This window comes from Streptomyces hundungensis, assembly GCF_003627815.1.
Classification (GTDB): domain Bacteria; phylum Actinomycetota; class Actinomycetes; order Streptomycetales; family Streptomycetaceae; genus Streptomyces; species Streptomyces hundungensis_A.
This window is the reverse complement of record NZ_CP032698.1, coordinates 7,656,682-7,668,229: the sequence shown is the minus strand read 5'-3', so window position 1 is coordinate 7,668,229 and position 11,548 is coordinate 7,656,682. Positions and strand designations below refer to the sequence as shown.

Genomic DNA, 11,548 nt, shown 5'->3' with positions numbered 1-11,548 from the left:
GTGTCCAACACGTTCCTCGTCGACGGCTACAGAGGTGCCGCCTCGGGCAGGACGCGGCTGGTGCTGCGCTCCTCCCACGTCCACACCATGGCCCGGGGCCCCACCACATCGTCACTGCACTAACCGACCCCGTTCGGCCTGCCGATGCACCTGACACGGTTCCGCTGCGACACCAACGAAAGCTACGGGCGCTTCCAGCAGTTCGTCCTGAAGTAGTTGACGGCCTCGATCTTGGGGTCGGGCGCAACTTCTTCGTCGTCAAGCGAACTCATGCTGCCTGAGCGCTGACCCCGGTGTTGACGAGTACGAACCGGCGCAGGACGGCATCCTGTCGGCCGCCTGAGTACCCGTACTCAGGCTCTGGCACAGTCTTCTTGAACTGGTGGCGCTCGCCATCTGCGTGGTCGCGTGGCCGTTCGTCGATCATTTCGAACTCGACCCCCGGGCCCCCTACCGCCCTTACGTCTTCTGGGACTATGCCCCGGCGATCGCCGGGGTCGGTGCCGTCGTGGTCGTCATCGGGGTGGTCGCCGCCAAGGGCCGGGCGACGATCACGGCGCTCTCCCAACTCCTGATGGCCCTGCTGGTCGGCGCGGTTCTCGTCTTCGGCTCCGCGGAACAGCAGCACGACGACGGCAACATGCGGTCGGCTCCCGCGCCGGCCAGCAGACTGCCGGCTGCTTGCGCGTTAGCCACCCGACCCCTCAGCTCGATCAACGCCCGCGGCCCGCGCCGGGGCGGGGGTCGGTCGGCGGAGGTGGCCGGGTGGATGGCGTGCGGGTCGCGTGCGTGGCGCCGCATCGGTGGGTCAGCCGATGCGGCGTCGCTCGTCATCGCCGCACGTGCCGTTCACGCGGCCCCGAACACCACCACCGAGTTGTGGCCGCCGAATCCGAAGTTCTGCTTGATGGCGACATCGATGGTGGCGGGGCGGCCCACGATCGGGGTGTAGTCCAGGTCGCAGCGGGGGTCGGGGTTGTCCAGGTTGGCGGTGGGCGGTACGTATTTCTCCCGGATGGCGCGCAGTACGCCGACGCTCTCCAGGATCCCGCACGCCCCGCACGCGTGGCCGATCACCGATTTGGGGGCCGTGATCGCCACCTGACGGGCGTGAGCGCCGAACGCCCGCTTGATGGCCGCCGTTTCGGCCCGGTCGTTGAGCGGGGTCGATGTGCCGTGCGCGCTCACCAGGTCCACTGCCGTGACGTCGAGCCCGGCGTCGGCACAGGCGAGTTCGATCGTCCTGGCCGCCACCGCTCCGTCCGCCCGCGGCGCCACCGGGTGGTGTGCGTCGCAGGTGGACGCGGCGCCGAGCACTTCGCCGTGCACCGTCGCGCCCCGGCGCAGGGCGGACCGTTCGGATTCGAGCACCAGCACGGCGGCTCCCTCGGCCGGCACCATCCCGTCGCGATCGCGGTCGAACGGCCGGGACGCGACCGCCGCCTCCGCCGCAGGCCGTAGGGAGAGCGCGTCCAGCAGGCGGAAGGATGCCAGCGCCGGAGTGTCCAGCCAGCTCTCCACCCCTCCGACGAGAACCACATCGGCGGTGCCGTCACGCACGGCGCGCAGGCCCGCTCCGATGGCGTCCGTCGACGCCGCACAGGCGGTCGAGAGGGTGAGCACGGGGCCGACGATCGCCATCTCCTGGGCAACGAGCCCGGCCGCCTGGTTGGGCAGCAGGCGGAGCAGCCCGAGCCGGTCCATCCGCGGCCACCCGCTGCGGTTCATGACGGTCACCAGGCGCGCGGTCTCGTCAAGCCCGCCTCCGCCCGTGCCGACGTACAGGGCCTCCGGTGCTGTGCGCAGTCGCGCATCCTCTCGCGCCTTCATCGCCGCGGCGAACAGCAACTGCTGGAAACGCGAGGTACGGCGGGCCTGTTGGGCGGACATGTGCTCGCGGGGATCGAATGCGCCGATGACGCCACCGACCTGGCAGGGCATGGGCTCTTCGAGCTCCAGCGGCGAGATCGCGGAACGCCCCGTGGACAGGGCCTCCCACAACTCATCCGGTGTGGAACCCGCGCACGACTCGACGCCGATGCCGGTCACCAGCACACGTCGGCGTGCCACCTGCGGTGTCACAGCGCTCCCGCCATGGCGTCGGCCACGTCTCCGGCCGTGCGGAGGTCGGTGATCCGGATGCCGGTTTCGGCCAGCTCCACCCCGAATTCCCGCTCCAGGACGGTGATCAGTTCCAGCGCTTCCATGGAGTCGAGACCGAGCACCGGTTGTCCGGTCTCCGTGGCGTAAAAGAGTGCGGCATCACGAGTGATGACTGTCCCGCTCTCGCCAAGGTCCGGCCGTATTCCGGTGATGGCCCGGGTGACGACGTTCCATACCTCGGTCATGACGATTCCTTTCGTCGGGTCAATTAAGCGCGGGTGGCCGAAAAGTAGACGCAGCGTCGTGTGACGGTGAACGGCGACCGCTCGTGCAGTTCTCGCAGCGCCTCGGTGAGGAGTTCCGCGGCGGTGTGGCGGTCGACTCCCGGGAGCGCGGCGCCGGCGAACATCGGAGTGGAGCACAGAGCGGTGAGGAAACGCGGGCCGAGGGTGAATTCCCGCTCGGTCCTGACGGCCTTGAAACCGGCCGCCTCAAGGGCCGCCTCGTAGTCACCGGCGCTTCTGCGGAGCCCGGCAGGCCGTCGCGAGTCCGCGCGCGTCAACGGGAGCCCGCGCCTGCGGGCGGCACTTCGGGCCGTGCCGACCAACTCGGCGTACCGAGGCAGGTCGGCCGCCCTCTCCGCGCCCGAGTAGAACGCCGAGTTGAACACCAGGCGTCCGCCACTGGTGAGGACCTGCCCGATTGCCTCGAGTGCGGTGGCGAGGTCCGGCACGAGGTGGATGCAGTTGGCCAGGACGACGATGTCGAAGACGCCTGGTGGGAACAGCCGGGAGACCGAGGAGGCATCGCCCTCGACGAACCGGGCGCGGCCGCCGAGCCGGGCCCGTGCCGCCTCCAGCAGTGCCGGATCGGGGTCGACACCGACCAAGGTCATGGTGGGGTCGCGCAACAACATCCGCTCGCTCACGGCCCCGTCGCCGCACCCCAGATCCAGGACGGTCGGTGTGGCGCCCGCCGGGACCAGATCCAGCAGCGCGCGGTTCAACTCGGCGTACTCCGGGTCGCGACGCAGCGCGGCGTAATCCGAGGACGTGTGCCTGCCGTTCATGGAACTGCCGCACTCGGTGTCTGCTTGTACATTCATGAATTGTCCTCCGTCGGCCCGGTCAAAGAAACGGCGAGGTGCCAATACGGGCGCAGTGCTGTTCGAACGACGTGGCAGACGCTAGCAGTGCGTCTTGGCGAGGAACAGGGAAATTCTTCCGGAGCCGCCCCCCACTGGCTTGGTGATCAGCGAAAACCCGTTCTTTCATTGTGATTTCATCGCGTTCGGATAACTTCCTGCGGACCGGATGGAGAATCTGCCGAGGGGAGAATCGCGATGGTTTTGAGAGATCGACGTCCCATGGTGCCGGATCGGTAAGACATTGGAATTCACGGAATTGGGCGGTAACCCGGTGCCCGCCGGTCGACTGGTGTTCTGGACTCCGACCGCCGCGGTCACGGCCTGGGCGGACGACGCCCGGCCGCCCGCGCTCAACCACGAGCACCACGTGCGTGCGGCGGCCGGCCGGGGGCCGGGGCACGTTGCTCCCGGCTGGATCGGTGTGTCGTTCGCAGTGGGCCGGGCAGGCCGACAGCGGATCGGTGTCGCGCTCTCGGCCTGGCTGCGCGGCTGCGAGCATCTGCGCAGCAGGCTGATACCGGCCCCCGGGCGCTGTGTGCGCCGGACGCTTCCCGCGAGCGCCGTCAGCCTCCGGCAGGAGGAAGTGGGCACCTTCGCCGACGGCGCCTCGGTTCGCCGGCAGATCGAGGCCTTCTTCGACCGGAACACCCAGCCCTTGGGCTGGCCGCAGATGGTCTTCGCGACCGTCGAGGGCACCGACGGGACGACCGTCTTCATCGGCGCGGACCACGGCGTCGTGGACGGCTACACGCTGGCCATGATCCCGGGGCAGATCCGGGACGCCCTCGACGGCCGCGCGCAGGACCCGTTCGGTCAGCAGTCCCTGGAGTGTGCGGCCGAGGAACGGAAGCTGGGGGGCGTTCCATCGGCCGAGCCCGAACTCGCGGCCCCCTGGCGGTCGCTGCTCGATGGCGCGCGGGGCAGGACACCGGCCTTCCCCCTGCCACTCGGAGCATCCGAGTCACCGAACGCCCAGCGCAGCGCCTACCGTTGGCTGCTCGACGGGTCGGCAACCACGAGGTTCGCCACGGCGTCACGCGCGGCCGGGGGCACAACCGCGGCCGGGCTGCTCGCCTGCCTCGCGCTTGCCACGGCGAGGGTCTCGGGCGAACGATGCCTGTCCTTGATCAGCCTCGCCAACACCCGGCCCCGCAAGTGGCGGTCGGCGCCGGGCTGGTTCGTCGGCCTGCACCCGGTGCGGATCCCGGCGGTTCCCGGGGCCGACTTCGCCGGCACCGTCGTACTCGCCGCCGCGGAACTGCGTCGCCGGGGGCCGGGGCCGGAGAGTTCGCTCCCCCACATCAGCCGGATGCTGCGTACGGAGATCCATCCCCGTTTCGTCGTGTCCTATCTCGATGTCCGCCGCGTGGCGGGCAGGCCGCCCCACCCGCAGGACGCCATGCTGCGCAGCCGGATACACAGCCCCGCCGAAGTGTATGTGTGGCTGACCAGGAGCGACCGCGGAGTGCACTTGTCGGCGCGCTTCCCCGACACGCCCCTGGCCCGAACCGGCATCGGGCGCTTCGTCCAAGCCGTCGCGCACACCGCCACCCGCGTGGCCGAGAACCACCAGGCGTCCCCAACCGTGCCTTCGCCCGCCGGCCGGCCCGTCCCTCAAGGAGAAGGAGACTCCCTGTGCGCATGACCCAGATCCTCGACTGGCGGCCCGAGCCGGGTGCGGTGTTCGAGTTCCGGCCGACCAGCGACCGGGCCGCAATGGAGCACGATGTGCCGCCGTCCCACTTCCAACGGGCGCACCTCCGCCTGGCGGCCGCCCAGCGGGCCGCCGAAAAGCGTCAATCGCCGTGGGTGGCCACGACGTTCGACCTGGAGGGCCCGGCCGATCTCGACGCGCTCACCGCTGCGTGGCAGGGACTCGTACGCCGACACGAGGCGTTCCACACCTGGTACGAGTTGACGACCGAGGACCTGGTCGGCTTCCGCATACCGCCCGAGTCCCTGCGGATGCACCCAGTACACATGGGCGACTTCAGCGACACGGACGACCTGCGCGCTCATGTGCACCGGCGAATCGACGAGCAGACCGCCGTGAGCCGGCTGGGAACGCTGGCGGGAGTGATCCGACGGGACACGGTGTCCACGGTGTACTTCGCGATCGACCACGCCTATTCCGACGGCCACTCACTGACGCTGCTCTTCCATGAACTCCGCGTCCGCTACGAGGCGGCCCGCGCCGGTGCCCCGGTGGATCTGCCGCCGGTACCCGGCTACCTGGACCACAATCGCCGTGAATGGCAACGTTCCACGTCGCTGACGGAAGCCGCGCCGGAGCTCGCCGCGTGGTCGGACTTCCTGGCCGTGGAGGACGGCGATCTCCCCGCCTTCCCCGTCGAGCTGGGCAATGGCAAGGGTGAACTGCTGCCCGCGACGCGGCTGGAGTATCCGGTGTTCACCGGCGCCGAGGCCCGCGCGTTCCGCGCACATTGCGCCCGGCACGGCGGCGGGTTCGCAGCGGGGTTCTTCGCCGCCCTGGCGCTCGTACAGCGTGAGTTCAACGGGCACGAGGACTACCGGGCACTGACAGCCGTGTCGACCAGGGCCTACCCACGGTTGCTCCAGGTGCACGGCTGGCTCGTGAATCTTGTGCCGCTGTCCTTCCGGCTGCCCGGCTCATCCCGCCTCACCGACGCGATCCCGGTCGCACAACAAGCCTTCCAGCGGGCTCGCGAGGCGTATGACGTGCCGTTGCACCGGGCTCTGGAACTTCTTCGCGACGAAGCTGAGGGAGGCTTCCCGAGCATCCCGCCCATGGCGTCCTACGCGGATGCCCGGTCCGTTCCGGGCGCCGACGACCACCTCGGCGCGGACGCGAGGGTCCTGACGGGACCGGACAGCGCGGCCGGTGTGTCGCTGTGGTTGAACTGGTTCCCCGACCGTGCCGACCTGGTGATCAGCATGCCGGACACCGCGGAGGCGGTGGCAGGCGTGCCGAAATACCTCGACCGCGTCAGGGAACTCATGCTGGCAGCGACGGGGGTCTCCTGCTGACCTGGGATGCCGGGTGGGTGACGCTGAGCCCTGTCGGTGCTGTCAGGGGTGGGGCGTGAGGTCGATGACCACCGTGCCCTGGACATGTCGGGCCGCCTGGAGTTGGACGGCTGCGCGGATGTCCTGGACGGGGTAGGTCGCCGCGATGGGGACGTGCGGACGGCCTGCCGCGACCTGGCGCGCGATGTTTTCGGCGGCGTCTTGTGCGGTGTTGGCGCCGGTGACGGCAGGGACGCCGACGACCTGGCCGGCGACGGTGCGGATACGGTCGTCGGGGACGTGCAGCTGTCGCCCTCGCCCGTTTCTGATCAGCGTGGCGACGCGGCCCGCGTGCGATCAGCGCCGATGGTCACCCCGGGGTGACCAACTCGGGGCGTAGGGAGGCAACTGTCGTAACTCCGCTCGCAGGGAAGGGACTTGGCCTGTCTCCGTGGCCGGCGCGGTCGGCCGGCGCGGGCGGGACGCCGTAGCATCGAGTGGAGCGGCGCTGACCGGCTCTACGGTCCGACGGCGGCCGCCCTCGCCGGGCCCCTGGGGGTGCAACCACCGGCTACAGCAAGGCGCCGCACCCGGCGGGCCGTTGATGTTTGGGGGTCGTCTCGTGAATCATCGCGTCGGACGCGGCAGCACGACAGGCCAGGGCGTCCGCGGCCCGGAGGCCGATGGGTTGCGGCAGGTGACCCGCCCGCTGCACCCCGGGTTACGGCCGTACATGCGCGGCCGCATCGGTTACTCGCACCTGGCCCCGCCGTACCAGGTGCGGATGGTCCCCACCGGGCACGTCGTCCTGACGGTGGATCTGGCGGAACCGTTCAGCCAGGTCCGCCGCCTTGGGACGCCCGGACCGGGAACCGGGCGGATCAACTCGCTGGTGGTGGGGATGGAGGACCGGCCCGCACTGTGCGAACACCCCGGGGGCCGGCAAGAGGTGATCCGTCTCGAGTTCACGCCGCTCGGTGCCTACCGGCTGTTCGCCCTGCCCATGCGGGAGTTGACCAACCAGGTGGTACGGCTGGACAGCGTCCTGGGCCCGGGGACCGACGCCCTGGTGGAGCGGATGGCGGCCACCCCCGACTGGGACGCCCGGTTCGACCTGCTCGACGCGGTCCTGCTCGGCCGGCTCGACCGGGGGCCCGCGCCCGCGCCCGAGGTCGACCACGTATGGCGCCGGCTGGCCGCCTCGGCCGGCTCGATCCCCGTCGGCGGCCTCGCCGAGGAGGTGGGCTGGAGCCGCAGCTACCTGGTCCGCCGGTTCACCCAGCAGGTCGGACTGACGCCGAAGACCGCGGCCCGGGTGCTGCGGTTCCGTCGCGCGACGGAGCTGCTCGCCGGCGGAACCGTCAGCCTCGCCGGGCTCTCGGCCGCCTGCGGCTATTACGACCAGGGGCACCTCAGCCGCGAGTTCCAGGCCCTGGCCGGGATCACCCCCGGGCGGATGACCACGGCCACCCGGCCGGTCGAGGACGCCCTCGCCCTCTGACCTGAGGTCACATTCGTCCAAGCCAGGTCCCTCCGTACCCGCTTACCCTCCCGTGTGCGGTGCCGTTCGTCACCACGTCGCTCGTGTCCGCAGGCGCGACGAAGCGGGACGAGGGCGGCCGACGTGACGGCACCGCGGGGGTGTGGTGTCCGGAAGACCCGGGCGCCACGGGACGACCGGGGAGGGGAGTGCGATGACGGCGCCTTTGCGCGCGGGTGACCCACGCGAGGTGGGCGGCCACCGGCTGCTGGGGAGGCTGGGGGGCGGTGGGCTGGGGACGGTGTTCCTCGGGCGCTCGCGCAGTGGACGGCTGCTCGCGGTCCGGGTGGTCGCGCCGGAGCTGGCCGCCGACGGCGAGTTCCGGCGCCGGTTCGAGGAACTGGTGGCCTCCGCGCGCGCCGTGAGCAGCTTCCACACCGCGCAGGTGGTGGACGGTGCCGCGGACGGTGCCGTGCCCTGGCTGGCCAGCGAGTACATCGCGGGCCCGTCGTTGCGGGAGGCGGTGACGGTGCACGGGCCCCTGCCGGTGGAGGCGGTCCGGGCCCTGGGGTCGGGTCTGGCGGAGGCGCTGGCGGGGGTGCACGCGGCCGGTCTGCTCCACGGCGGCCTCACCCCGGGCGACGTGATCCTCGCCGATGACGGTCCACGCCTGACCGACTTCGCCCTCGCCCGCCTGTGGGACGCGGCGCACCCCTCCCGTACGGTCGCCGCCGCCCCGGGTGGCATCTTCCTGGCGCCGGAGCAGGTGCGGACCGGTACGACGCTTCCGGCCTCGGACGTGTTCGCACTCGGCGGGGTGCTGGTCTTCGCCGCGACGGGGCGGAACGCGTTCGGCTCCGCGTCCGGTTCGGACGCGCTGATCCGGGTGGTCTACGGGGAGCCGGACCTCGACGGGGTGCCCGCCGAGGTGCGCGACCTGATCCGATCCTGTCTGGCCAAGGACCCGGCCCAGCGGCCGCCGGTGGGTGAGGTCCTGCGGAGCCTGGCCGGGAACCCGCCGGACGCATGGCTGCCGTCGGCTGTCGCGGGGATGGTCGGGGAGCGCAAGGAACAGGCCGGGGTGCACGGCGCGGCACGGGGGCCGGGCCGGCGCGCGCTCCTGCTGGCCGCGGGGGCCGGGGTCATCGGCCTGGTGGGCGTACCGGTCGGGATCCGGCTCGGCGCGGGCGACGCCCCCGGGACACCGAGGCCGACGGGCACACCACCGGCCGTGGACGGAGCCTCCGCGCCCGAGGCCGTGCGGCTCGGCCCGGCCACCACGATCGAGCTGGGCCGCAACGACACCAACTCCCGGAGTCTCGCCTACAGCCCGGACGGCAAGCTCCTGGCAGTCGGTGCGCTGAACAAGGTGGTCCTGATCGACCCGGTCGCGCGGACCAAGACCGGGGAGATCGCGTTCGACCGCGCCTTGGGCTACGTGTCCGCCCTGGCGTTCAGCCCTGCCGACGGCATGCTGGCCGCCGTCTACCCCCTGCCGCCCGACCCGGGCAGCGGGGAACCACAGGCCCGTGAGCACGGGAGGGTGGCCGTCACGCTCTGGAACGTCGCCTCCCGCCGTGAGGTGCTGACGCTGTCCTGCCCTTCCGAGGGGAATCTGATGGCGCAGGCTCACACCGTGGCGTTCAGCCCGGACGGACGGCGGGTGGCGCTGGGCCGGGACGGGCGCGACAGCATCGGCAAGGCCGTGGTGTGGGAGGTGAGTTCGGGTAAGCAGCTCGCCTTCCTGCCGGTCGGTCCGGGTTCGAACGGAACCTTCGGCCGGGCGGGCAGCGTCGTGTTCAGTCCGGACGGCAAGGTGCTGGCCGTCGGGTACGGGAGCGAGCTGAAGGGGGCGGTCGACCTCTTCGACACCGCCTCCTTCGCCCCGATCGCCACACTCGCCCTCGAGAAGACGGACCTCTTCGGTGTCACCGCCCTCGCCTACGCCCCGGACGGCCGGACGCTGTACGGGGCGTACGGGGGCATCGCCGCCTGGGACACGGCCTCCAGAAGGCTGACCACCACCCTCGCCGAGCTCAAGTCGCGCTACCAGTCGCTGTCCCTCAGCCCCGACGGGAAAATGCTGGCCGGGGCCGGCTCCGTGGGCGGTGGGCTGGCGATCTGGGCCCTGCCTTCCGGCCGGCAGACGCCGGTGACGACGGGGCGCACCGGCACCGACCTCGTGGCGTTCGGCCCCGACGGCAAAACGATCGCCACGTGCACCGACACCGCCGAACTGCTGGCCGCGGTCCAGATCCGGCCGGTCGCGTGACCGAGCCGCTGGACGGGGCGGATCCCCGTCACGTCGGACCGTACGAGCTGGTGCGGCGGCTCGGCCGGGGTGGAATGGGCGAGGTCTTCCTCGGGCGCTCGCCGGGCGGGCGGCTGGTAGCGGTCAAGGTCGTGGCTGCCGAGCTCGCGCACGACGCTGAATTCCGCCGCCGGTTCGCCCTGGAGGTCAGTGCGGCGCGGAAGGTGGGCGGCTTCTACACGGCGCAGGTGGTGGACGCGGACACCGACGCCGTACGGCCCTGGCTGGTCACCGCCTACATCCCCGGACCCTCGCTGCACCAGGTGATCCGGGACACCGGACGGCTGCCCGAACGGGCACTCCGGGTGCTTGGCTCCGGCCTGGCCGAAGGACTGGCCGCGATCCACGCCGCCGACCTGGTCCACCGCGACCTGAAGCCCGGCAACGTCATCGTCGCCGACGACGGCCCCCGCGTCATCGACTTCGGCATCGCCCGTGCCCTCGACGGCGGCCAGCACACCGGGGCGGTGATCGGCACACCCGGCTACATGTCGCCGGAGCAGGCTCGGGGCGAGCCGACCGGGCCGGCCTCCGACGTCTTCTCGCTCGGCTGCGTCCTCGCCTTCGCTGCCACCGGGCACAACCCCTACGGGCAGGGCCGCCCGGACGTCATCCTCTACCGGACGGTCCACGAGGCCCCCGACCTCGACGGGGTACCCGAGGAGCTGGCAGATCTCGTCCGGATCTGCCTGGCCGCGGAGCCCGGGAGGCGTCCGCTGGTCTCGGAGGTGCTGCGCCACCTGGCGACCTCGGCCGAGGACACCCAGTGGCTGCCCGCCGGGGTGGCCGCGATGGTCAGCGAACGGCGCAGCGAAACGCTCGTGCTGCGGGAGCACACGACCGCCGGGGTGCGCACCGCGCCCCGGCCTGTGCGCCGTCGGGCACTCGTGGCCGCGGCCACGTCGCTGGCTGTCGGCGCCGCCGCCTGGGCCACGCTGTCGTTCCAACACCCGTCCGGCCAGGGCGGAGCGGGAGCGGCGGGATCGGCACCGACGAGCACGGCGGCGGCCTGGAGCGGCGACCCGTGCGATCTGAGCACGTACGACTTCCTCCAGCGCAACCAGCTCACCAGCGTGGGGCAGCACGACGACTTCACCGACGGCTCCGCAGCGGTGCAGACCTGCACCTGGAGGCTGGGTCCGGCGACGACGAACAACAAGAGCTCGATGACGCTCGCCTACTCCAAGTCCCCGTTCCAGATGATCTCCGACCGCAAGGCGCCGCAGGACTTGAGCAAGCTCGACCTGACCGCCCTGGACTCCGGCTCGGCCTACGCGGACCACTACGACCGGCAGTGCGAGGTCAGCTGGCACACCCCCGGCGGCTACGCCGCGGTCGTCGAAGACGAGCCGGACCACACCACCGACTGTTCCGGCGCCGCCGCCCTCGCCAAGGACCTCTCGCCGAGGCTGGCCGGTAAGACGAAGCAGACCTAGTACTCCAGCAGCTCTCCGCCTTGGGTGACACCGTCCCTGAGCCAATCAGAGCCCCTCGAACGGGCCGGCCAGCTCAGCAATCT

10 protein-coding genes are annotated in these 11,548 nt (G+C 71.5%); 7 read left to right on the top strand and 3 right to left on the bottom strand.

Annotated features, from left to right (window positions below):
- Positions 1-123 (top strand): hypothetical protein, encoded by a 123-nt coding sequence (locus tag DWB77_RS39350; protein WP_281280067.1) that lies wholly within the window; start codon positions 1-3, stop codon positions 121-123.
- Between the two features lie 259 nt (positions 124-382).
- Positions 383-952, top strand: coding sequence for a DUF6234 family protein (locus tag DWB77_RS38065; protein ID WP_162952667.1), 570 nt, complete (start codon positions 383-385; stop codon positions 950-952).
- Here the strand turns inward: DWB77_RS38065 and DWB77_RS34045 are convergent.
- Genes DWB77_RS34045 through DWB77_RS34035 form a run of 3 tightly spaced genes read right to left on the bottom strand, consistent with a single transcriptional unit; the run spans position 850 to position 3,208 of the window.
- A complete protein-coding gene (locus DWB77_RS34045; RefSeq protein ID WP_162952666.1) occupies positions 850-2,070 on the bottom strand; it encodes a beta-ketoacyl-[acyl-carrier-protein] synthase family protein in 1,221 nt (406 codons plus the stop codon). The genes DWB77_RS38065 and DWB77_RS34045 overlap by 103 nt on opposite strands.
- 8 nt (positions 2,071-2,078) lie before the next feature.
- Positions 2,079-2,348: an acyl carrier protein gene (locus DWB77_RS34040; RefSeq protein WP_120726190.1), complete on the bottom strand. Its 270-nt coding sequence runs from the start codon at positions 2,346-2,348 to the stop codon at positions 2,079-2,081.
- 23 nt (positions 2,349-2,371) lie between these two features.
- Entirely contained in the window at positions 2,372-3,208 is an 837-nt protein-coding gene (locus DWB77_RS34035; RefSeq protein ID WP_120726188.1) for a class I SAM-dependent methyltransferase, read from the bottom strand.
- Positions 3,209-3,539: 331 nt separating this feature from the next.
- Between DWB77_RS34035 and DWB77_RS38060 the strand changes: the two genes are divergently transcribed.
- From DWB77_RS38060 to DWB77_RS34010, 5 genes are all read left to right on the top strand, one after another.
- Positions 3,540-4,895: a hypothetical protein gene (locus tag DWB77_RS38060; protein WP_162952665.1), complete on the top strand. Its 1,356-nt coding sequence runs from the start codon at positions 3,540-3,542 to the stop codon at positions 4,893-4,895.
- Complete coding sequence (locus tag DWB77_RS34030) at positions 4,892-6,259, top strand: condensation domain-containing protein (protein ID WP_162952664.1); 1,368 nt, start codon at positions 4,892-4,894, stop codon at positions 6,257-6,259. The genes DWB77_RS38060 and DWB77_RS34030 overlap by 4 nt, the downstream gene beginning before the upstream one ends.
- A gap of 601 nt (positions 6,260-6,860) precedes the next feature.
- Positions 6,861-7,739 carry a helix-turn-helix domain-containing protein gene (locus DWB77_RS34020; protein WP_246033725.1) on the top strand — a complete coding sequence of 293 codons (879 nt, stop codon included), beginning with the start codon at positions 6,861-6,863 and terminating at the stop codon, positions 7,737-7,739.
- A gap of 193 nt (positions 7,740-7,932) precedes the next feature.
- The gene (locus DWB77_RS34015) at positions 7,933-9,990 is read left to right on the top strand and encodes a WD40 repeat domain-containing serine/threonine protein kinase (RefSeq protein WP_120726180.1); all 2,058 of its coding nucleotides are present in this window, start codon (positions 7,933-7,935) and stop codon (positions 9,988-9,990) included.
- Positions 9,987-11,465 (top strand): serine/threonine-protein kinase, encoded by a 1,479-nt coding sequence (locus tag DWB77_RS34010; protein ID WP_246033724.1) that lies wholly within the window; start codon positions 9,987-9,989, stop codon positions 11,463-11,465. The genes DWB77_RS34015 and DWB77_RS34010 overlap by 4 nt, the downstream gene beginning before the upstream one ends.
- Positions 11,466-11,548: the final 83 nt, after the last annotated feature.